Source organism: Brevibacillus schisleri (genome assembly GCF_055685845.1).
In genome coordinates this window covers 6,644,610-6,666,218 of the sequence record NZ_JBVNDM010000001.1, presented here as the reverse complement: position 1 = coordinate 6,666,218, position 21,609 = coordinate 6,644,610, and the positions used below count along the sequence as shown (strand labels likewise).

At 46.8% G+C, this 21,609-nt stretch carries 20 protein-coding genes; 18 read left to right on the top strand and 2 right to left on the bottom strand.

Annotated elements, in window-relative coordinates:
* Positions 1-10 precede the first annotated feature (10 nt).
* The 8 genes from ACUUHJ_RS31425 to ACUUHJ_RS31390 all read left to right on the top strand — a co-directional run bounded on the left by ACUUHJ_RS31425 (position 11) and on the right by ACUUHJ_RS31390 (position 7,372).
* A complete protein-coding gene (locus tag ACUUHJ_RS31425) occupies positions 11-490 on the top strand; it encodes a single-stranded DNA-binding protein (RefSeq protein ID WP_016739386.1) in 480 nt (159 codons plus the stop codon).
* Between the two features lie 40 nt (positions 491-530).
* Positions 531-761 carry a 30S ribosomal protein S18 gene (gene rpsR / locus ACUUHJ_RS31420; RefSeq protein ID WP_016739387.1) on the top strand — a complete coding sequence of 77 codons (231 nt, stop codon included), beginning with the start codon at positions 531-533 and terminating at the stop codon, positions 759-761.
* A 101-nt stretch (positions 762-862) separates the two neighbouring features.
* Positions 863-1,771, top strand: a complete 909-nt coding sequence (locus tag ACUUHJ_RS31415; protein ID WP_289675370.1) for a DUF2232 domain-containing protein — start codon at positions 863-865, stop codon at positions 1,769-1,771.
* Positions 1,772-1,775: 4 nt separating this feature from the next.
* Positions 1,776-3,713, top strand: a complete 1,938-nt coding sequence (locus ACUUHJ_RS31410; protein WP_137031588.1) for a DHH family phosphoesterase — start codon at positions 1,776-1,778, stop codon at positions 3,711-3,713.
* Between the two features lie 26 nt (positions 3,714-3,739).
* Entirely contained in the window at positions 3,740-4,183 is a 444-nt protein-coding gene (gene rplI / locus ACUUHJ_RS31405; RefSeq protein ID WP_472301262.1) for a 50S ribosomal protein L9, read from the top strand.
* A gap of 24 nt (positions 4,184-4,207) precedes the next feature.
* Complete coding sequence (dnaB, locus tag ACUUHJ_RS31400; RefSeq protein ID WP_015894078.1) at positions 4,208-5,557, top strand: replicative DNA helicase; 1,350 nt, start codon at positions 4,208-4,210, stop codon at positions 5,555-5,557.
* Between the two features lie 181 nt (positions 5,558-5,738).
* Positions 5,739-7,025 carry an adenylosuccinate synthase gene (locus ACUUHJ_RS31395; protein WP_016739390.1) on the top strand — a complete coding sequence of 429 codons (1,287 nt, stop codon included), beginning with the start codon at positions 5,739-5,741 and terminating at the stop codon, positions 7,023-7,025.
* A 131-nt stretch (positions 7,026-7,156) separates the two neighbouring features.
* On the top strand, positions 7,157-7,372 hold the full coding sequence (locus ACUUHJ_RS31390; RefSeq protein WP_007720197.1) for a hypothetical protein: 216 nt from the start codon (positions 7,157-7,159) through the stop codon (positions 7,370-7,372).
* A 71-nt stretch (positions 7,373-7,443) separates the two neighbouring features.
* On the opposite strand, the gene ACUUHJ_RS31385 is transcribed toward ACUUHJ_RS31390, so the two are convergent.
* Positions 7,444-7,899 carry a hypothetical protein gene (locus ACUUHJ_RS31385; RefSeq protein WP_015894075.1) on the bottom strand — a complete coding sequence of 152 codons (456 nt, stop codon included), beginning with the start codon at positions 7,897-7,899 and terminating at the stop codon, positions 7,444-7,446.
* Positions 7,900-8,072: 173 nt separating this feature from the next.
* Between ACUUHJ_RS31385 and ACUUHJ_RS31380 the strand changes: the two genes are divergently transcribed.
* From ACUUHJ_RS31380 to ACUUHJ_RS31355, 6 genes are all read left to right on the top strand, one after another.
* On the top strand, positions 8,073-9,569 hold the full coding sequence (locus ACUUHJ_RS31380) for a LysM peptidoglycan-binding domain-containing M23 family metallopeptidase (protein WP_472301013.1): 1,497 nt from the start codon (positions 8,073-8,075) through the stop codon (positions 9,567-9,569).
* Between the two features lie 206 nt (positions 9,570-9,775).
* Positions 9,776-10,486: a response regulator YycF gene (gene yycF / locus ACUUHJ_RS31375; protein WP_472301012.1), complete on the top strand. Its 711-nt coding sequence runs from the start codon at positions 9,776-9,778 to the stop codon at positions 10,484-10,486.
* Entirely contained in the window at positions 10,483-12,306 is a 1,824-nt protein-coding gene (gene walK / locus ACUUHJ_RS31370) for a cell wall metabolism sensor histidine kinase WalK (protein ID WP_015894073.1), read from the top strand. The genes yycF and walK overlap by 4 nt, the downstream gene beginning before the upstream one ends.
* Complete coding sequence (locus ACUUHJ_RS31365) at positions 12,303-13,685, top strand: YycH family regulatory protein (RefSeq protein ID WP_472301011.1); 1,383 nt, start codon at positions 12,303-12,305, stop codon at positions 13,683-13,685. The genes walK and ACUUHJ_RS31365 overlap by 4 nt, the downstream gene beginning before the upstream one ends.
* Positions 13,672-14,445 carry a two-component system regulatory protein YycI gene (locus tag ACUUHJ_RS31360; protein ID WP_472301010.1) on the top strand — a complete coding sequence of 258 codons (774 nt, stop codon included), beginning with the start codon at positions 13,672-13,674 and terminating at the stop codon, positions 14,443-14,445. Before ACUUHJ_RS31365 ends, ACUUHJ_RS31360 begins: the two co-directional genes overlap by 14 nt.
* Before the next feature lie 43 nt (positions 14,446-14,488).
* Positions 14,489-15,277: an MBL fold metallo-hydrolase gene (locus tag ACUUHJ_RS31355; RefSeq protein ID WP_087350570.1), complete on the top strand. Its 789-nt coding sequence runs from the start codon at positions 14,489-14,491 to the stop codon at positions 15,275-15,277.
* Here ACUUHJ_RS31355 and ACUUHJ_RS31350 read toward each other — a convergent pair.
* On the bottom strand, positions 15,272-15,508 hold the full coding sequence (locus ACUUHJ_RS31350) for a hypothetical protein (protein ID WP_472301009.1): 237 nt from the start codon (positions 15,506-15,508) through the stop codon (positions 15,272-15,274). The genes ACUUHJ_RS31355 and ACUUHJ_RS31350 overlap by 6 nt on opposite strands.
* A 265-nt stretch (positions 15,509-15,773) precedes the next feature.
* Between ACUUHJ_RS31350 and ACUUHJ_RS31345 the strand changes: the two genes are divergently transcribed.
* The 4 genes from ACUUHJ_RS31345 to ACUUHJ_RS31330 all read left to right on the top strand — a co-directional run bounded on the left by ACUUHJ_RS31345 (position 15,774) and on the right by ACUUHJ_RS31330 (position 21,602).
* The gene (locus ACUUHJ_RS31345; protein WP_234126066.1) at positions 15,774-17,009 is read left to right on the top strand and encodes a S1C family serine protease; all 1,236 of its coding nucleotides are present in this window, start codon (positions 15,774-15,776) and stop codon (positions 17,007-17,009) included.
* Positions 17,010-17,558: 549 nt separating this feature from the next.
* Positions 17,559-17,825: a CxxH/CxxC protein gene (locus ACUUHJ_RS31340; RefSeq protein ID WP_289675356.1), complete on the top strand. Its 267-nt coding sequence runs from the start codon at positions 17,559-17,561 to the stop codon at positions 17,823-17,825.
* Between the two features lie 4 nt (positions 17,826-17,829).
* Positions 17,830-18,309: a 23S rRNA (pseudouridine(1915)-N(3))-methyltransferase RlmH gene (rlmH, locus tag ACUUHJ_RS31335; RefSeq protein WP_015894066.1), complete on the top strand. Its 480-nt coding sequence runs from the start codon at positions 17,830-17,832 to the stop codon at positions 18,307-18,309.
* An 80-nt stretch (positions 18,310-18,389) separates the two neighbouring features.
* Positions 18,390-21,602 carry a DUF3427 domain-containing protein gene (locus ACUUHJ_RS31330; RefSeq protein WP_289675355.1) on the top strand — a complete coding sequence of 1,071 codons (3,213 nt, stop codon included), beginning with the start codon at positions 18,390-18,392 and terminating at the stop codon, positions 21,600-21,602.
* The last annotated feature ends 7 nt before the right edge of the window (positions 21,603-21,609 follow it).

Below are 21,609 nucleotides of genomic sequence, written 5' to 3'. Positions count from 1 at the left end.
GGGAACCAAGATGAATAAAGTCATTCTCATCGGCAACCTGACGAAAGATCCTGAACTTCGCTACACGCCAAATGGCGTTGCCGTTGCTACTTTTACTGTGGCCGTCAATCGTCCCCGCACCAATCAAGCGGGAGAAAGAGAAACGGACTTCATTAACATTGTCGCTTGGCAAAAACTTGCCGACCTGTGCGCAAGCTATTTGCGTAAAGGTAGACAAGCAGCCATCGAAGGACGTATGCAAACACGTTCCTATGATAATAAAGAAGGTAAAAAGGTATACGTGACGGAAGTCGTTGCGGAGAACGTTCAATTTTTGGGCGGTCGAGGCAATGAATCTGGCGGAGACAATTCCGGATACGATCCAGGACCAGGCATGGGTGGGGGTAACAAACCATCCGGTCAACGAAATAATGACTACGATCCGTTTGGTGATCCTTTCGCGAGTGCAGGCAAGCCGATCAACATTTCAGATGATGACTTGCCGTTCTAGTATCGTATAACTTTCACATTCCTAAGAGGGAGGGACTATCATGGCACGCAAAGGACGTCCTAATAAGCGTCGTAAAGTATGCTTCTTTAAAGTGAACAAAATCAAGCACATCGATTATAAAGATGTTGACTTGCTGAAAAAGTTCATCAGCGAGCGCGGCAAAATCTTGCCACGTCGTGTAACTGGTACTTCTGCGAAGTATCAACGTGCACTGACAATCGCAATCAAGCGATCCCGTCAAGTAGCACTGTTGCCTTACACTGCTGAATAAGTTGCAAAAGCTATAAAAAGGGGGGCACAATTGCGTGGCCCTCTTTTTTCCATAGTTTTCTATGGAAAGTGTACATGAGACATGAATAATGAGGTGCTGACATGCCGTCCAAAACGAAACACTTGGCTGAAAATGCCCTTATGCTGGGTATCGCACTGGTGCTGTTGTTTCTCGGTACATATACCATACTGGGAGGACTCGTCAGTTTCCTGATACCTCTGCCTTTTATCCTTTTGGCAGTAAATCGAACAGTACGTAACATGGTATGGATTTCCCTTGCCTTTACGTTTCTGGGCTGGATCATTACGGGTCCGTTTGCGGCTACACTTGCTTTTTCAAGTGCAGTTTGGGGTTCAGTCATGGGGATTTTTTATGCGAGAAAAGGAACGGCTCTTTCGGCGATTGTGGCAGGGGCAGGCGTTGCCTTTTTAAGTGTCGTTTCTATGATGGCATTTATGGCATTCGGGATGAACGTTGATTTTAATGCCATCACGCAAGAAGTTGCTAAGCTACGTCCAGCAATGGTGCCAAAAGAGCAGTTTGATCAGCTTCTTGAACTGGGCAAAATCGTCTTGCCTACGAGTCTTGTCATGTTCAGCTTTTTATCGAGCGCCATTATTCATGGGTTGGCGAGTCTGATTGGACGCCGTCTGCGTAGACCGATTCCAGCATTGAAGCCCATTCGGGAATGGAGCTTCCCACGATCATTGCTTTATTACTACTTCATTGCGATGATTAGTCTTTTGTTGTTTGCCGAAAGCATGCAGGGAACGTTTTGGGAAATCGCCTTGATGAACCTGAAAGTCATGCTGGATGCGATTTTTGTTTTGCAGGGCTTGAGTTTTTGTCTGTTTGCAGCCTATTTATACGGCTGGAAGAGACTGACTCCTGTGCTCGTTGTCTGTCTATTTATTTTTCCACCCCTAAGTACTATACTTAGTCTAGTAGGGATATTTGACCTAGGAATTCGTTTGCGTGAAAAACTGGAAACAAGAGTGAAGAGGGGCTGAGGAAATGCCCAAGTTCCTGTTAAAGCGTTGGTACGGGATGCACATGGTCCTGGCACTCAGCTTTAGCTTGCTGTTGTTGGGGATTTTGACCTTGTTCCATTGGATGTACGGGGCGATCGGCATAGTTTGCTTGATTGGCTTGGTTCTTTACGCTCTTCAAGCAGAAAAGGGGTTCCAACGAGACTTGCGCCTGTACTTGGCGACGGTCACCCATCGCGTGAAGAAGGCGGGAGAAGGCGTTATCCAGGAACTGCCGATCGGAATTCTTTTATACAACGAGGAAAAGGCAATTGAGTGGGTAAACCCGTATATGACGCATATGTCCGGGGATGAAACCATGATCGGGAAAAGCCTTCAAGAGGTATTCCCGCAACTGGTTTGGAAGCCGGAGCAAAAACGGCTGGAGTTTACTTATAACGAGCGGGTATACGAAGTCATTGTTCGGTCCGATGAGCGTCTTTTGTATTTCAAGGACATTACGGATTTCAAAGAATTGACGACTCGTTACCATCGAGAAAAGGCTGCACTTGCCATCATTCACCTCGACAACTTGGACGAGGTTGGACAAGTCATGGATGATCAGAGCCGTACGCTGCTCTCTACAAGCGTGGCTGGTGTGATTACAGAGTGGGCCAACAAACATGGCATATATCTTCGCCGAATCACAGCCGACAAGTTTTTGGCTCTGATGGAACGTGAAGCACTTGATAAATTGGAAGAATCGCGATTTGACATTCTCGATGTAGTACGGGAGATGACGGCTGACAACAAGATTCCGATTACGCTCAGTATCGGGGTTGGAGCGGCCGCTACCACTTACATTGAGCTGGGACAAATGGCGCAATCAAGCTTGGATATCGCATTAGGGCGCGGTGGCGACCAGTGTGCGGTTAAGATTGGCAACAAGCTCACTTTCTACGGTGGGAAATCGAATGCGGTGGAAAAGCGGACACGTGTCCGGGCTCGTGTTATTGCACATGCTTTGCGTGATCTCATTCATGAGGCGGAGCACGTCATTGTCATGGGGCATAAACAGCCTGACATGGATTCCATCGGGGCATCACTTGGTGTATTGAAGGCTGTGCAGCTGCACAATAAAACGGCTTATATTGTCATGGATGAAGGCAATCATTCTGTCGAGCGTCTGATGAAAGAGATTTATGCCAATGAAGAGTTGGCTGAGACCTTTATCACGCCAGAACAGGCAATCCGACTCATCTCCGGTCGCACATTGCTGGTAGTCGTCGATACACATCGACCATCGCTGGTGATTGAGCCGAAGCTGTTGACGGAAACGAGCCGAATTGTGGTGATCGACCACCATCGACGTTCGGAGGAGTTCATTGAGCCAGTACTCTTGTATCTGGAGCCGTATGCTTCTTCGACGGCCGAGCTTGTTACGGAGCTCTTGCAATATCAGAGTGAGCGATTGAATATCGACAATCTGATTGCAACGGCACTGTTAGCAGGGATTGTGGTGGATACCAAAAGCTTTGCCTTCCGCACAGGTTCACGGACCTTCGAAGCGGCGTCTTTCCTTCGCCGGAACGGGGCTGATACCGCGGCTGTCCAGCGTCTGTTGAAGGAAGATCTGGGACAGTATGTGAAGCGGGCAAAAATCATCATGAATACGGAAACGTACCGTGACAACATGGCGATTGCCATAGGCGATCCGTCTGAGGATTACACGCAGGTACAGGTGGCGCAAGCTGCTGAGCAGCTACTCACCTTGTCAGGTATCCAGGCGTCGTTTGTTGTTGCAGAGCGATCCGACGATACGATCTTGATCAGTGGACGTTCTCTGGGCGACATCAATGTTCAGTCGATCATGGAACTGCTGGGTGGAGGCGGTCACCTCACTGGTGCTGCGACACAAATTCAAGGCATATCAATTAAAGAAGCAACACGTCGTTTGAAAGAAGCGATTGACTCGGTCGTATAGGCCAAAATATAAAGGGGGAAACGATGATGAAAGTCATTTTTCTTCAAGATGTAAAAGGCCAAGGGAAAAAAGGCGAAGTTAAGGATTTGTCAGAGGGCTATGTACGCAACTTCTTGATGCCAAAAAAGCTGGTAAAAGAAGCGACAGATAGCAACGTGAAAACGCTCGACGCTCAAAAGCGCAGCGAAGATAAGCGCAAGGAGCAAGAAAAGCTGGATGCTCAGGAGCTGGGCAAAAAGCTGGAAGAGCTGACAGTGAAAGTAACAGGAAAAGCAGGCGAAGGTGGTCGCTTGTTCGGTGCAATTTCCAGCAAACAAGTAGCGCAAGCGCTGGAAGATCAGTATAAAATCAAAGTAGACAAGCGTAAGCTCGAAATGGATGCAATCCGTGCTTTGGGCGTGACGCAAATCAAAGTAAAACTGCACAACGAAGTAACGGTGACTCTGAAAGTACACGTTGTGGAAGAATAATGTCTCAATTGTGGGGGGTGTGACGTGAGCGACCTGTTTTTGGATCGTGTGCCGCCACAGAACAAGGAAGCGGAACAATCGGTACTGGGTGCCGTGTTCTTGTCTAAGGAAGCTTTAATCACGGCCATTGAGATTCTCCGTCCGGAGGATTTTTACAAGACAGCGCATCAGCGCATCTTTCAAACGATGGTGGACCTGTATGAAAAAGGCGAACCTGTCGATCTGGTTACGGTTACAGCGGATCTACAGGATCACAAGCTGCTGGATGAAGTCGGCGGGGTTACGTATCTCACGGAAATCGCCAGTTCAGTTCCAACGGCTGCCAACATCGAATACTACGCAAAAATTGTAGAAGAAAAATCACTGCTTCGTCGATTGATTCATACAGCTACCAAGATTGCCAATGACGGCTACTCCCGTGAGGATGATGTCACGCAGATCATCGCGGATGCGGAGAAGTACATCATGGAGATCGGCCAAAATCGTAACAGTGGTGGTTTTACACCGATTCGTGATGCCCTTCTGGAAACGTATGAGCGGATTGAGTTTTTGAGTCAGCGACGCGGTGATATTACCGGGATTTCTACGGGATACACAGATTTGGACAAGATGACAGCAGGATTGCAACGCAGTGACCTGATTATCTTGGCGGCCCGTCCTTCCGTAGGGAAGACGGCTTTTGCCTTGAATCTCGCGCAAAACGTAGCAGCCCGTGCAGGTGAGACCGTAGCCATCTTCTCCTTGGAGATGGGTGCTTCTCAGCTAGTTCAGCGTATGATTTGTGCGGAGGGCAATCTGGATGCGTCCCGGATGCGTTCCGGTACACTGGAGGAAGACGATTGGCAAAAGCTGACGATGGCAATCGGTACGCTGGCGAAAGCGCCGATTTACATCGACGATTCACCTGGGGTTACTGTACAGGACATCCGGGCAAAATGCCGTCGCCTTCAGACAGAGAGAGGCTTGGGCTTGATCCTGATCGATTACCTTCAGCTGATTCATGGACGAGGCAAAGGAGATAACCGTCAGCAGGAAGTATCTGAGATCTCTCGTACGCTTAAAGGGATCGCGCGTGAGCTGAACGTGCCGGTTATCGCCCTGTCGCAGTTGAGCCGTGGTGTAGAGCAACGGCAGGACAAGCGACCGATGATGTCCGATATCCGTGAGTCGGGGTCGATTGAGCAGGACGCCGATATCGTTGCCTTCTTGTACCGTGATGACTACTATGACAAGGAATCAGAAAACAAGAACGTTATCGAAGTCATTATCGCCAAACAGCGTAACGGCCCGACCGGAACGGTAGAGTTGGCGTTTCTGAAGGAATTCAACAAATTCGTTAACTTGGATCATCGTTTTCGAAATCAAGCAGGTTAATAGTTGGAATGGAAGAAAAGCCGGAGAAATTCCGGCTTTTTTTTCTATATTGAATTGCCGAACATATTAAGAATTAACTATATGAATGTTCGTATTTAGCGTTGACACAGGGAGTCTCGTTTAGTAAACTTAGATTGTTTCAGGCCCGAAAAGACATGATAATATCAGGAGGTGTTTTTCGATGTCAACAGTCGTTGTCGTCGGAACCCAGTGGGGCGATGAAGGTAAAGGTAAAATTACAGACTATCTAGCTGAAAGTGCAGAGGTAGTGGCTCGTTATCAAGGCGGTAACAACGCAGGCCATACCATTATTTTTGATGGTAACAAGTATAAGTTGCATTTGATTCCATCTGGAATTTTTTATAGTGACAAGACCTGCGTAATCGGAAACGGTATGGTAATCGATCCGAAAGCATTGGTAAAAGAGCTGGAGTACATTCACAGCTTCGGTTTTTCTACAAGCAATTTGAAAATTAGTGATCGCGCGCATGTGATCCTGCCATACCACATCAAGCTGGATGGCGTAGAGGAAGATAGCCGCGGTGCTAACAAAATTGGTACGACCCGTAAAGGTATCGGACCTGCTTACATGGATAAAGCTGCGCGTATCGGTATTCGTATCGCTGATTTGTTGGATCGCGATGAGTTTGCTCGCAAGCTTGAGCGCAACCTGGCAGAGAAAAACATGCTGCTGGAGAAGCTGTACAACACAACTGGCTTTGAGCTTCAAGAAATTCTGGATGAATACTTGGCTCTGGCAGAAATCATTCGTCCTTACGTAACCGATACATCTGTTGTCCTCAATGATTCTATTGATAGCGGCAACCGCGTATTGTTTGAAGGTGCACAAGGCGTATTGCTCGATATTGACCAAGGTACGTATCCTTACGTAACGTCCTCCAACCCAATTGCGGGTGGCGTGACGATCGGTTCTGGTGTAGGACCAACCAAGATTCACCAAGTAATCGGGGTGGCAAAAGCTTACACAACACGTGTAGGTGATGGTCCGTTCCTGACTGAGCTGAATGATGCAACCGGCGATCATATTCGTGAGGTTGGTTTCGAATATGGTACAACAACAGGTCGTCCACGCCGCGTAGGCTGGTTTGACAGTGTTGTCGTTCGTCATGCTCGTCGTGTCAGCGGTATCACCGGTTTGGCGATCACCAAGCTGGATACATTGTCTGGCATTGAGACATTGCGTATTTGCACAGCGTACAAATACAATGGAGAAATCATCGAGTCGTTCCCGGCGAACCTCAACCTGCTGGCGAAATGCGAGCCAGTTTATGAGGAGCTGCCAGGTTGGACAGAGGATATCACAGGCGTTCGCAATCTGAACGACTTGCCAGAAAACGCTCGTCACTACATCGAGCGCATCACGCAACTGACTGGTATTCCAATGTCGATCTTCTCCGTAGGACCAGATCGTGAACAAACAGTCGTTGTCCGTGGCATTTACGGATAAGCTATCGGCTATATAATAGAAGAGAAAGCTGTCGAGTATTCGGCAGCTTTCTTTTTTTGCAAGGGACAGACACGAAACGGCACCCTCTGGGCATATGGTTAGACATAGGGAGAAATGGAGAGGTGATCATGATGATGGGTTTTGGATTTGACCAAAAGGCCATGAAGCTGCTGGGCAAAAATGTACAGGTAAAGATGATCAATGGCGTCGTCATCAAGGGAACCATGACTCATTTCAATAATGGCTACTTATGCTTTATCACCACATACAAACAACCAAATGACGCCGAGAAAACGAAAATACGCAGACTTGCGTTAAAAGACGTTACCTCGATGCAAGAGGTGTGAGTCAGAGATGTTCATAACGAAATAAGCCATCTTTCCTAGTCAGCAGTTAAGGGAAGATGGCTATATTTATTTTAGATCATGCCTCCATATGATCGGATGATCTCAGTCGCAAGATCACCTTGTTCCTCTGGTACGACTGCCGTTAACAAGACACTGCGATTCAAATTGTCATCGCCTCGATCGGCCATGCCGCTGGCGTCTGGATCTACTGCGGCCATGACACTTGCATCCCTGCCGCTTGGGAAGTCAGCTGCCAGTGTTAGGTTGCCCAAGCTGGGAAAATCTCCAGATATGGGATTCAGGATCTGTTCGTTTCCGTCACCAGGGAATTGTCCGATTCTGTCGATCTGAATGGTGGAAAAACCAGCTTGTCGAAGTGCTTTTTCTGCCTTTTGGGCATCATCTTCGGTGTGAAATCCTGCAAGAATGTTACGTTCCTTCACGTATATCAGCCTCCAGATATGATAAATACTACCAATTGTTTGTACATATAGTGACTCTATGTCTATTTTTTTATTCGACAGCAATTTACACTTGATGTTGTCGTTAATCTTATGGTAAAGTCGACATAGTTGGTTTCTTTAGGCAATTTGGCAGATAAATGGAAACTAAATTATGGGATTTACGACCTAGTCGATAAATTAAAAATTTTCAGGAAATGGAACGAGCAAGTTGTATCTGTTTTCAGGAGGGACAAGTTATGCATTGGTCGGAATGGAAGGCCAAGCTGCAGGAACGGTCATCACGAATCGTTCGGGATTGCAGTGATCTGGCGAAACGTACAATGAAACGTACAAGCTCTTACATCCAGTCACATAAAAAACAGTCGCTTTCAATTGCGGCAGGTCTAGTTTTGACGATTGCTGCTGGAGCATCTGCACAATACTATTACACAAGCAATGTCAATTCTGTCTACCATGTCAGTGTAAACGGTAAAGAGATTGGCGTGGTAAATGATCCAAATGTGATACATAACTGGACAGTAGAAAAGCTGGAAGAGGAAAAGGAAAAAACAGGTCTCAACTTGCAATTGGCTGACTATATCACATTCGAAGAAGAGCGTGATTTCAAGGCACCGTTCAATAACGATGCTGCTCTACAAGCTCTGGCATCCGTAGCGGATATCAAGGTTCAGGGTGTTAAGCTGACGATTGACGGTAAAGTGGTAGGTTACATGCCCGATCAGCAATCGGCTGATCAAGTACTGGCTGAAGTGAAGCAAAAATACTCCGGAGTTCCTGCAACGACAGGGAATAAGGCTGTTGTAGCAGCAGCATCCACAGTCCCAGTCAAACCAAATCCGGTAAAAGAAGTCGCATTTAAAGAAAACGTAGAGATGCAAACCGAAACAGTTGATGCATCTCAAATTTTGTCTGCCGAAAAACTCGAGGAGTTGCTGGTAAAAGGCACCTTCAAGGACATGAAGCACACGGTCGTAGAAGGCGATTGCATCGGTTGCATCGCGAAGAAATACGGCATTACATCAAAAGATATTTACGCGAACAACCCAGGTGTTACGGAAAATACCGTCCTTAAATTAGGACAAGAAATTAATGTAACCGCGGTGCGTCCACTGGTTACTGTACAAGTCAAAGAAGAAGTAGATCAACAAGAGGTTATTGCTTTTAATACCCAAATTAAAAACAATGACAAGGTTCCTAAAGGCGAAACGAAAGTCGTACAAGAAGGTAAAAACGGCAGTAAAACAGTTAAGTACGAAGTTGTGAAAGAAAATGGACAAGTCGTTAATCGTAAAGTCATCAAACAAGATGTAACTGTGCAGCCTGTAACCCAAATTATGGAGCGCGGTACAAAAGTTATCCCATCGCGCGGTACAGGTCGTTTGAGCTGGCCTGCTAGCGGTTATATCAGCAGTGGCTTCGGAAAACGCTGGGGAAGCATGCATAAAGGGATTGATATTGCCGGTGCTGGTTCTGTCATGGCGGCAGACAATGGACGTGTCACATTCGCTGGTTGGAATGGTGACTATGGGAAATCGGTTATCATCGACCACGGCAATGGAATGAAGACATTGTACGGTCACATGAGTGTTATTAATGTGAAGGCCGGCGATGTTGTTAGTCAAGGAAAGAAAATCGGCGTAAAGGGTTCTACTGGGCAATCGACCGGCGTCCACCTGCATTTTGAGGTTCTACAGAATGGACGAAATCAAAACCCGATTCGTTACTTAAAATAGACTAGTAATTTATGGATAGGAAAGGGCAACTCTTAGGAGGGGCCCTTTTTTTGCTGGGAGGGATTGAATGCCAGGCCCTTCTTTACGTGGCATACATGGTGTATTGTAGAGGAATAGTGACGGTCAAAGTGGAATCCTTGAAGAGGCAGTTTGAGAGGAAACAAAAGACTGTTGAACACGTACTTACAGAAAAAGGAGGGCGCAGGATGGCAAAACTCCTCGTAGTTGACGATGAAAAACCGATTGCAGATATTTTGAAATTCACGTTTGAAAAAGAAGGATATCAGGTCGTATGCGCCTACGATGGTGATGAGGCACTTGTCGTGGTCAAGGATGAGCGACCAGATCTGATTTTATTAGATGTTATGCTTCCGGGCAGAGACGGAATGGACGTATGTCGAACCGTTCGCCAAACGTATGATGTTCCGATCATCATGCTGACTGCCAAAGACTCTGAATTGGATAAAGTACTCGGGCTGGAATTGGGCGCGGACGATTACGTGACGAAGCCATTTAGTACGCGTGAACTGGTAGCCCGTGTAAAGGCCCATTTACGCCGTAATCGCACGAAAGTGGAAGAGAAGGATAGCCAGCATGTACTGCGCGTGCATGAGTTGGAAATCGATTTGAACTCGTATACCGTCGAAAAGGTGGGAGAAGCATTAGAGCTGACGCACCGTGAGTTTGAGCTGCTGGTGTACCTCGCTCGCCATCAAGGACAAGTATTGACGAGAGAGCATCTCTTGCAGTCGGTTTGGGGATTTGACTATTTTGGCGATGTGCGGACGGTAGATGTGACCATCCGTCGTTTGCGTGAAAAAATCGAGGATGATCCAAGTCAGCCGAAGTACATTATCACGCGGCGTGGTTTGGGCTATACATTACGTAATCCCGGCATGGGAGGCCAGTCTGGATGAGGCGGCTGTTCAAAACCGTTCAGTGGAAAATGGTCATCATTTACATGCTGTTGATTTTGCTTGCGATGCAATTTATTAGCGCGTATTTTGCCCGGGAAGTCGAGAGCTACTACATCAACAACTTTTCCGAGGCGTTGAATGGACAAGCCAGTTTGTTAGCGAGTTTGCTGGAAAGCGATTTGCGCCCGCATGACGGGAAGGAATCGAACACCGAACAAAATCGTCAGTACATCGACAACCTAATCAACAACCTGGTAAAAATCAATGGGGCCAATGTGCAGGTCATCGATCAGACAAGAACGGTGGTTGCGACGACAGAGGACAAAAGTACAATTGGACAGCGAACCTCGCAGCCTGAGGTGACGGTTGCCTTGCTCGGGACGCGCAGTGAATCGATGCGGATCGACCCGAAGACGGGGGCGCGGGTGAAAGTATTGGCATTACCTGTTAAGGGCGATCAGATTGTATATGGTGCGGTCTACATGGTCGCTTCGATGGAAGGCACTTATGCCACGATTGGTAAAATGAACGGCATCTTGGGGACAGGTACGATGATCGCGATGGTCATTACGGCGGTGCTCGGGGTCGTATTGGCCCGCACCATCACCAAGCCTGTGAAGGAGATGACCCGTCAGGCACGGTTGGTGGCAGACGGGGATTTTAACAGTAGTGTACGAATTTATAGCGATGATGAAATCGGCCAGCTCGGTATGGCCTTTAATCATATGACCTTGCGTTTGCAGGAAGCCATCCTGCAGCAAGAGGAAGAGCGTGAGAAACTCGCAGGAATTTTGAGCAACATGACGGACGGTGTTATTGCCGCAAACCGGAATGGACAGATCATCCTGTTTAATCGGGCCGCAGAAGATATGTTGCAGGTAACGATGGCTGACGTCCTTCTCAAGAGACGCACCCTGTACGATCTGTTGGGTCTGCCGCCAGAAGATGAGATGTCGCTCTACGCGCAGGAAGAACCGCTTATCATTGAGATGACGCTGCCGAATAAGGAAGAAGTCATCCTGCGTGTGACGTTTACGCCCTTGCAGCACGATAGCAAAAAAATGGGTGGGATCATTGCTGTCGTAGCCGATGTGACGGATCAGCAGCGCCTGGAGCAGCAGCGCCGCGAATTCGTGGCGAATGTATCGCATGAGCTGCGGACACCACTGACGACCATTAAAAGCTACGTGGAAGCGCTCCTGGATGGTGCAGTGGAAGAGCCGGAGCTATCCCAACGGTTTTTGAAGGTTACGTCGTCGGAGACAGAGCGCATGATTCGCTTGGTAAACGATTTGTTGCAGCTATCGCGTTTTGATTCGCAAGGGGTTCGTCTGCATTGCAAGGAAGCGGACCTCAATCGATTGCTTCACTATGCTGCTGATCGTTTTTCCATGTTCAGTGAGCAACAGGAGGTTCAGCTCAGTCTGGATATGCCGAGCAAGCTTCCGCTGGTTTACATTGATCTGGATGCGATCAATCAAGTATTGGATAATCTTTTGTCCAATGCGATTAAGTATACGCCTCAAGGAGGCACTGTAGTTCTCATGGCAAAAGAGAACCATAAGCAAAGGCGGGTTCAAATCTCTATCACCGACACAGGAATCGGTATTCCGAGCCGCGATCTAAAGCGAATCTTTGAGCGCTTCTACCGCGTAGACAAGGCGCGTTCGCGCGGTCAGGGTGGAACAGGTCTGGGATTGGCGATTGCCCGCGAATTAGTACAGGCACACGGTGCAGATATCGAGATTACGAGTGAATGGAACGTGGGAACGACAGTCACGTTCTGGGTGCCATTTGCCCAAGGAGGAAAAACGGGATGAAGCGGATGCTAGAGCCTGCCAAGACCGTCTTACTCAATCTGCTAGTGCTAGCCAGCTTTGTTTTGACAGCGATGTTGTGGTCGAATCAACCCAACCTTCAATTTATTGAACCGGCAGAGTACACGCAGTCTAAGCCCGTTCAGGAAAAGCAACTCGAACAGCTCGTTACGCCGGAATCCGTTGTTTTTCACTATGGGGAAGATCGCCATACGAAAGCGTCCGCAACCGATGCTCCTTACAGTTTGATCGTGCGAGAAATGTCGAAATGGATCTTCCTCGATTTTTCTCCACTGACCATCTCCAATGAGAAATGGGAAGATATTGCCCGGGAAAAGATGGGGTTGGAAGTGCGCTTTCGGAGCACGGTTCCCTTGTCAATTGTAGGTCGGCTGGTAACCTTTCGGGATGAGTTTGACAACCGAATGAAAGGGATTGACCGATTGTGGCTGTATTACGAGAAGGACGAGGATGTCGTCTACGCGTTGTTTTTGTCGACTGAGGAAGGTCGCATGATGCGTTCTCGAACATCGATCAGCCCTAAGGATTTGAGAGAATCGTATTTGGCTTCTGGTGATTTAATGCCTGAGCAAATTATGAAAATCGTCAAACCAGAGCGAAGCTTCGTAGATTTGGAAGGATCGGCGCTGATGTGGAGCACTTACTATTTGCCCAAGAATCAGATGCGCATGCAGCAATTCCGCTACAGCTACGTACCTGTTACGAATGATAGACTAATCGAGTCTTACTTTATCGATCAATCGCTCGTCAGGCAGATCATGGAGCGGGACAAAACGGTTATTTTTACAGATGGCAGCAGATCGATTCAATTGAGGTCGGAACAGAAGGCGTTCACGTTTACTGATCCGGCGTATCAACAGCGTGATCAGCAGCTGTCTGATGAAGAAAAAGTGCAGAGTGCCGTTACCTTTATGAATAAACACTTGGGCTGGCTTGATGAGTATCATTTTGAACGAATCAAGAAGAGCTACAATGAAAAAGACTTGATTACATTCCGCCAGTACGTGGGGGCGTATCCCTTGATTAGCGAGGGGGAGGCCAAGCAAATCGATACGATCCAAATGACCTCAGAGGCAGGCCAGGTTGTGACGATGAGCCGATCGCTGCTGGATTTGGACAAGTATATCGACAATAAAGAGTGGACGATCATGTCCGGTCCGGAGCTGTATCAATACATTCGTGACAAAAAACTGGCGGACACGGAAAAAATCACCAACGCTTATTTGGCTTACCGTACCAAAGTAGGCGAGGGAAATGTGGACTTGATGCCAATCTGGGTTGTGGAATTGGCGAATCAGGCGAGCCTGTATATTTCTGCGCACACCAAGCAGGGAGGAGGGAAGGCGCATGGATTGGAGTAGAACCAAGACGATTCTGATCTGGGCCTTTCTTCTCCTCGATTTGTTTCTCCTGTATCAGGTGTATGTGACGCGTATTAGCCTGTGGAATGATAAGGAAGTCGCACAAAGTGAGAAATGGAATACAGAGCTGTACTTGAATCAGCAAAATATCACATTGGATACAGAAGTGCCGCAGGATACACCGGCAATGTCCAATTTGGATGCGGAGTATGTCGGGATTAATCCGATTTCCTTGCATGAGATATCAGAGCTTCAGGCAACGGTAGAAAAAATGGCGTTGGCTGCCAAGCTGAACCCACCGATGCAGATTCGTGGTCAGTTGAATCCTCAGGAGATTTTGCGTCAAATTGGGCCGAGGCTGATTTATTCCGATCAATACGTAGCCGATCCGTATCAATCGAATCAAGCGCGGCTTTTGTATTGGCAGGTCTATGATAAAATGCCCGTATTCGTTGCACCGTTAGAAATGTATTTGGACAACGGAGCGGTACTTGGCTATAGGCAGACCTTTTTCCACCTTCGCAAGCAACAGGGGGAACGACAGGTGATCTCTGGTTATGCGGCCCTACGCTCTTTGGTGGACAAGCAAATCATTACACCAGGGGAACGGATTGAAAATGTGAGCCTGGGTTATTACGGTTCTTACGATGCAGATATTCAGACGCTGGTGCCTGTATGGCGTGTGGTTCACGATGGCAAATGGCATTTTGTCAACGCGATTACAGGGGCTCTGGAGCGTCCGATGGTCACGCAGCGCTGAATAGATAGACAACCTGGGATAGATACGGGAAGAGGGATGTTCGGTGAGATTTAGTGTGTTAGCAAGCGGGAGTACGGGCAACGCCATTTATGTGGCAACAGACCGTGTTTCCGTATTGATCGATGTAGGCATTACAGGAAAGCAAGCAGAAGCGGCACTGGAGACCATTGGTGTCAACCCAGCAGAGCTGAGCGCCATTCTCGTCACCCATGAGCACGTCGACCATATTAAAGGAGTCGGTGTCATGGCGCGGCGATATGGATTGCCGATTTACGCCAATGAAAAGACATGGTCGGAGCTGGATGGGCAAATCGGGACGATCAAGGAAGATCAGCGACGCTTCTTTTCTGTGGGGGAAAAGAAAGAGTTGGAGGATTTGGGCATCGAGTCATTCGGAATCTCGCATGATGCCGCCGAGCCCATGGGCTTCTGTTTTTATGATGGCAAGAAAAAGCTCAGTGTCGCGACAGATCTGGGGTATGTCAGCGATCGGATCAAAGAGACGATTCGTGGAGCAGATGCGTATGTGTTCGAGTCCAATCATGACGTTGAGCTGCTGCGCATGTCCCAGTATCCATGGAGCATTAAGCGACGTATCTTGAGTGATGTCGGGCACTTGTCCAATGAAGCGGCGGGCGATGCTTTGCTCGATTGTCTATCAGGTGGAGCAGAGCGTGTATACCTCGCTCACTTGAGTAAGGAAAACAACATGATTGATCTGGCCCGACTGACGGTCAAAAACATCTTGGAGGAGCGGGGGCTGTCTGTTGGGAACGATGTGCATCTGCGCGATACGTACCCGGATCGACCTACCAAGCTGGAAGAGTTATAAGATCGGTTTGATCCCTGCTTGACGACTGGCGATGCGGTCTGTGAGCTTTGCATACGTATCGATATGGAAAGTTAATTGTGTATCGAGCTCATTCACTTTGGCAGTCAGCTCGTCATGTGTCAGCAGTCCTTTGGCTACGAGCAGCTCGATTAAGGCATGCAGGACAAGCGTATTGTGGTAGTCTACTTCCTGAAGATCAGCCAGTTTGGCGATGAGGTGGACTTCTTTCAAGTCTATCAATCCTTTCTAAAAGCTTTTAATCTATCATATCCGTGCTCTCGGAGAAATATTCCGGGAGCTTTTTTTTATTCCACAACCTTTCCATAATTCTCACGCCATTTTGCCGAAAGCGGGTCGTATACTAAGGGTGTCAAAAGGAACAGACATCAACGGAATCAATCATACAAACCAAATACGGAGCATGTCATTGTGTATACGAGCATGAAAAACCTGCAAAGCTAGTAATGGTAGAAGATAGAAAGGAGAGGTATGAATCATGGGTTTCTATGATGATTTCACTCACGTGGAGCGAAAAAAACAACGCGGTTCTAACATTGGACGTATGGTCGTGACGTCAGTAACGTCCGCGGTAATTGGGGGGATGGTCGTCCTGCTCACGCTGCCGACTCTCTCCAATGCGGGATATATTAATATGGTTAAGCCTGGAACAGAAAATGCGATAAGCAGCAATGCCTCCTCCGCCTCTAGCCTGTTTGCTAAGCCAGTATCTGTGAGTGTAGGATCGGGTACAGTAGAGGCGGTGAAACAAGTAGAAAACGCGATCGTTGGTGTAATCAACATCGGGCAGCGCAGAAACAGTTGGATGCAGAACTCGACGGATGTAGAGCAGGGCCAAGGCTCTGGTGTCATCTTTCAGAAAAAAGGCGGAAAAGCCTACATCGTTACCAACTACCACGTAATCGATAAAGCGCAAAAGCTGGAAGTAGCCCTGCCAACAGGTGAAAAAGTATCGGCGAAAGTAGTCGGCGCCGATGGTTACGCCGATCTGGCTGTACTGGAAATCGACGCCTCCAAGGTTACGGACGTTGCTGAGTTTGGGGATTCCTCTACCTTACAGGTGGGCGAACCGGCCATTGCTATCGGGAACCCATTGGGTATGCAGTTCTCCCGAACCGTTACTCAAGGTATCATCAGTTCCAAAGAACGCTCCATGCCCATGGACTTTAACGAAGATGGCCAGGACGACTGGGAGCTGGACGTCATTCAAACAGACGCAGCAATCAACCCTGGTAACAGCGGTGGTGCCCTCGTAAACATCGAGGGTCAGGTCATCGGGATTAACACCTTGAAGATTTCCAAAACAGGTGTCGAAGGGTTAGGTTTTGCCCTCCCGATCAATGATGTCAAAGTAATCGTGGACCAACTGATGGAAAAAGGCACGCTGCAACGTTCTTACCTCGGTGTGCAGCCACTCGACTTGGCCAATGTGCCACGCAGTGAATGGAAAGAAACCTTGAACTTGCCTGATCAAGTGCAAAGTGGCGTTGTCGTTCAAACTGACGTAGGCAAATTCTCTCCTGCGGGTCAAGCGGGCTTGAGACAACTCGACGTCATTGTCAAGCTGGATGACAAGAATATTTCCACCAGCGCTCAGCTGCGGAAGTATTTGACGATGAACAAAAAGCCGGGCGATACGATGGACGTTACGTACTATCGTGACGGTATCCAGAAGACTGCCAAAGTGAAGCTGACCGCTCCGCCACAGCAGTAAAAAGCACTGACCAAGCCATTTTGTGGGCAGGTATGTGAAGAATCAAACGTTGACGGGCAATTCCGGGATGCATTTTGTCCCGTTTGCATATATGCAGTATCTTGAGTTCCCCCCTCTATCTATTTTAAATAGATCCCTTCTTAAGAGCGCCGAGCTGATACGGCGCTCTCTTTTTTTGTTGGTCGGTCGAGCTTTCGGTGGAGGAGAGAAAAAAGAAGAAAACGCTCAAGTTCTTGGGATACCTGCCGGGAGGCGGTTCTGCCCAGCTCCATGGAAAAAGTGAAACCCGCGTCCAAAGTCGGGCAGCTACGTAGTGTCTCAGAGGTGGACGCTAAAGGCAGGTTTCCCTTTTTCCATTGCGCTTCGGATGGTATCCCAAAGACTTTCGCCGTTTTCTTCTTTTTTCTCTCTACAGCTTTAAATGTCCGACGAGGTTTTCAAAATAAAAGCTATAAAATATAAAGGCTTATGATTGTAAACTCATCGAGGTCTTTTTGGTGAATTCATTTGTTTTGTTGCGGTTCTGGGGTAGAATAGGAAGCGACATTAATGAACGGAAAAGAGGCATTTGATATGGACATGAAGATGAAAAGCTTGCAAATAGAAGGCAAAGAAGTTGAGCTGTTGGCGGAATATCCGGTGCGGTTTGTTTGCATGGAGCATTTGGAGCAGGAGTTGGATGATTACGTAAACGATTTTGAGGCGGCGCCGGATACGTATGCGGCACAGGCGATTGAGGGCGATGGAGTAGACAAGCGTTGCCGGGAATGTGGAGAGCCTGGGCAGATTGCGCTTTTGAAAGAGAAGGGAATGTAGGATCATGCAGATTTCGATTATTACAGTAGGGAAGCTGAAGGAGAAATATTTGCGTGAGGGCATTGATGAATATAGCAAGCGTCTGTCTGCTTATTGCAAGCTGCAAGTGATCGAGGTCAATGATGAAAAGGCTCCGGAAGAGATGAGCGCGGCGGAGATGGAGCAGGTGAAGCGCAAGGAAGGCGAGCGTATCCTCGCGCAGATCAAGCAGGATCAGTATGTGATTGCGCTGGCGATTGATGGGCAAATGTGGTCGTCGGAGAAGCTGTCTGCGGAGATGGACAAGCTGGCTTTGCATGGGCGCAGTCAGGTGGCGTTTGTGATTGGCGGGTCGTTGGGGTTGGCTGATCAGGTGTTGAAGCGGGCGGATGCGTTGCTGTCGTTTTCGAAGATGACGTTTCCGCATCAGTTGGTAAGGTTGGTGTTGTTGGAGCAGGTTTATCGGGCGTTTCGGATTAGTCGGGGGGAGCCTTATCATAAATAACCCCTCTATTCACCGAATACCAATACTTTCCTAAAGTATAGTAAACTAAGAGGTGACCCCAACCAAAAGGAGCACCTCTTATGTCGTTTCTAGAAGGTTTTTTTGAAGAACTATATCGAAAAAACAAAGAGTATCCGCAAAATAACCGTGTAACCCCGATCCACCCTCGGAACTACGCCAATGCATTGACACAACTAATGGCTCAGCGAATCGGGAACGCACTACATGAACTTGCAAGCGATGAGAAGTACATGGAGATGTTCAACCTTGTTCAAGAGATCGATCAGAAACTAGAATCTCATTCTCAAATTGACCTACACTCGCCGTTAGCAACCGTACACTATCGCTATGACGACAGAACACTTCCTAACATCTATCCAGAGCTATTTTTTACAAATCCTATGCTGATCACTAATCAGGGGAGAGGAACAAACAACTTTTTCAAAACGTTAAAAACAGAATTGCAAACAGCCGATCAGGCGGATTTCATGGTTAGTTTTATCCGTTGGTCAGGCTTACAGCTTCTCTTACGGCCTTTTGATGAACTTATCAAGAACGGGAAGACTATTCGCATCCTTACCTCTAGCTATATGTCGGTAACTGAACCGAAAGCTTTGCGTAGGCTGATGGAAATGGAAAAAGTAGACGTACGGATTTTCCAGTCTGGTCATACCTCTTTTCATACGAAAGCATACCTTTTTTCTAGGTTATCTAGTTTACATACCGTGATTGTCGGCTCTTCCAATCTTTCCAAAGCGGCCATCAGCACAGGATACGAATGGAATGTCAAATTACCAGATGCTCCACATACCCAGATCTATCAACAAGCTCGTCATCTTTTTGAAGAACTGTGGAATGATGAACGTGCAATTCCGTTGACGGAAACCTATCTTACGAAGTATGAGGAAATCTATTTGACAGCCCGTACATCGAAAAATGCGGCAATGCATCCATCTGTGAATCAAATGGAATACGAAAAACAGCAAATCTTAAAAGTTGCAGAGCAACATAATACATATGCTGTTAACCGAAAAACAAATCTGACCGCGAATGCTATGCAGGAAAAAGCGTTGGAAGCTCTAAGAGAAACAAGAGAAAATGGAAACACGAAAGGAATCGTAATTGCTGCGACTGGTAGTGGGAAGACGTATCTCTCGGCTTTTGACGTCAATCAATTTCAAGCAAAAACTTTGCTCTTCCTTGCTCACAGGGAAGAACTATTGGATAACGCAAAGAATACGTTTGCCAAGGTTTTTGATACTGATGATTTTATGGGTAAAGTTACGGGTTCTCTAAAAGAGTGGGGAAAACCATACTTGTTCAGCACCGTCCAGTCGTTGCATCGGGAAGAGGTTCTATCCAAATTCCAGCCGACACATTTTGAATATATAATTGTAGATGAGTTCCATCATGCTGAGGCAGATACCTACAAGAAAATTATTGAGTACTTCAAGCCAAAGTTTCTTTTGGGACTGACTGCGACACCTGAACGGATGGATGGAAAAGATGTATTAGCTTTGTGTGATCATAATGTCGTATACGAAATACGATTGCACCAAGCGTTGGAAGAGAATCTACTTGCACCGTTCCATTATTTTGGACTAGCGGACAATACTGTTGACTATGAAGAAGTAGATACTAAGAATGGGCAGTTTGTTGAGGAGTCCTTAGTTACTGCGTTAAAGACACATGAGCGTGTTGACTATGTATTAGAGATGATTGAGAAATTTGGCCACGACGGTGATAAGCGTCGAGCCTTAGGATTTTGTGCCTCAATTGATCATGCTCGATTTATGGCAGAGGAATTTTCACAAAGAGGTTATCAAGCAATCTATTTAACAGGTGAGGATGACCCCGTTTTCCGCAGGGAAATGATTAAAAGATTAGAAGATAGTCAAGATACTCTTGAGTTCATTTTTACCGTGAACATTTTTAATGAAGGGATTGATATTCCTTCACTTAACCTTGTTCTATTTTTAAGACCTACAGAATCACCAACCATATTTATCCAGCAATTAGGGCGAGGATTACGAAAGTGGGATGGGAAAGAATATGTCACAATCTTAGATTTTATCGGTAATTACCAAAAATCATTTATTATTCCACTCGCACTGGCAGGGCAAACAAACCACCGTGCTTTTGATCGTGATGCACTACGTGTAGCCATTCAAACCGAATTTGCGAACTTACCAGATGGGTGTTTTGTCGATCTTGAAGAAATTACGCGTCAACAGATTTTAGAGAAGATACAAAGCATTCGGATGGACCAGAATCAAATGCTTGCTAATCTTTATAATGAATTCAAAAAGGAATTAGGGCGGTCACCTGAAATTGAAGATTTTCTTTATTCACCGGTAGCTCCAGGTTTGCATTTCTTTATTAAAAAATATGGTTCTTGGGTGGAAACCAAGAAAAAAATGGATGATTGCAATGAATGGGACAAAATACTCTTTAAACTTCCATTAGAATTGGAAATTGTTCAACGTCTAGAACAACTCTATCCTGTGAAATGGCCTTATGAACTTGCTATTCTTTCTTTAGCCACACGATATGATCAAGTGAATGTGTCGCAAGTAGCAGCGTTCCTTGGTGAGAAGTTTGGAATAGCGATAGACGTGTCCAAACATCAAGGTTACATTCTCCGTTCCATGCAAAAGTTAACGGAAACCTACAAAAAGCAGGAGTGGTCATTCGGATCGGTTTATGACGAAGCATTTGTCATGGACCCCTTGATCAAAAGTACGTGGAGACAACAGAACCTTAGCGATTACCTAAAAAAACGATTAGAGTACGGATTGACTGAATTCCGTAGAACCTTCCAAGTCCAATCTTACTTTCAATCTAAACAGCAAGTGCAATTGTATCAGAACTATACTAGAAACGAGCTAATGTATCTTTTCCAGTCACCAGCTAAGGAAGGTTCGTGGCGGGAAGGTATTAGCAGGGTGGACAATCACTATTTGTACTTTGTTACACTAAACAAAGGTGAAGATACAGAGGAACACCTCAATTACCATGATTACTTCATCGACCAAAATCACTTTCACTGGCAAAGTGCGAATCAGACTTCTCATTCTTCGGAAAGAGGCAAAGATTATATACATCATGAAGAAAGAGGGATTCACATTCACCTTTTGGTTCGGAAATTCGAGAGCATGTATGGCAAGACACTACCCTTTATGTATGTTGGCGAATTGGAGTATATTAAAAGTCACGGAGACAATCCAATGAACATCACATGGAGACTCAAACAACAACTACCCAACGAAATCTTCCTTGATTTTGTTCGTTAACTGAAAG

Excerpts from the sequence above, each read along its gene's own strand:
- ACUUHJ_RS31425 (WP_016739386.1), top strand. The coding sequence starts at position 11 with ATGAATAAAGTCATTCTCATCGGCAACCTGACGAAAGATCCTGAACTT.
- rpsR (WP_016739387.1), top strand. The coding sequence starts at position 531 with ATGGCACGCAAAGGACGTCCTAATAAGCGTCGTAAAGTATGCTTCTTT.
- ACUUHJ_RS31415 (WP_289675370.1), top strand. The coding sequence starts at position 863 with ATGCCGTCCAAAACGAAACACTTGGCTGAAAATGCCCTTATGCTGGGT.
- ACUUHJ_RS31410 (WP_137031588.1), top strand. The coding sequence starts at position 1,776 with ATGCCCAAGTTCCTGTTAAAGCGTTGGTACGGGATGCACATGGTCCTG.
- rplI (WP_472301262.1), top strand. The coding sequence starts at position 3,740 with ATGAAAGTCATTTTTCTTCAAGATGTAAAAGGCCAAGGGAAAAAAGGC.
- ACUUHJ_RS31395 (WP_016739390.1), top strand. The coding sequence starts at position 5,739 with ATGTCAACAGTCGTTGTCGTCGGAACCCAGTGGGGCGATGAAGGTAAA.
- ACUUHJ_RS31390 (WP_007720197.1), top strand. The coding sequence starts at position 7,157 with ATGATGGGTTTTGGATTTGACCAAAAGGCCATGAAGCTGCTGGGCAAA.
- ACUUHJ_RS31380 (WP_472301013.1), top strand. The coding sequence starts at position 8,073 with ATGCATTGGTCGGAATGGAAGGCCAAGCTGCAGGAACGGTCATCACGA.
- yycF (WP_472301012.1), top strand. The coding sequence starts at position 9,776 with ATGGCAAAACTCCTCGTAGTTGACGATGAAAAACCGATTGCAGATATT.
- walK (WP_015894073.1), top strand. The coding sequence starts at position 10,483 with ATGAGGCGGCTGTTCAAAACCGTTCAGTGGAAAATGGTCATCATTTAC.
- ACUUHJ_RS31365 (WP_472301011.1), top strand. The coding sequence starts at position 12,303 with ATGAAGCGGATGCTAGAGCCTGCCAAGACCGTCTTACTCAATCTGCTA.
- ACUUHJ_RS31360 (WP_472301010.1), top strand. The coding sequence starts at position 13,672 with ATGGATTGGAGTAGAACCAAGACGATTCTGATCTGGGCCTTTCTTCTC.
- ACUUHJ_RS31345 (WP_234126066.1), top strand. The coding sequence starts at position 15,774 with ATGGGTTTCTATGATGATTTCACTCACGTGGAGCGAAAAAAACAACGC.
- ACUUHJ_RS31340 (WP_289675356.1), top strand. The coding sequence starts at position 17,559 with ATGAACGGAAAAGAGGCATTTGATATGGACATGAAGATGAAAAGCTTG.
- rlmH (WP_015894066.1), top strand. The coding sequence starts at position 17,830 with ATGCAGATTTCGATTATTACAGTAGGGAAGCTGAAGGAGAAATATTTG.
- ACUUHJ_RS31330 (WP_289675355.1), top strand. The coding sequence starts at position 18,390 with ATGTCGTTTCTAGAAGGTTTTTTTGAAGAACTATATCGAAAAAACAAA.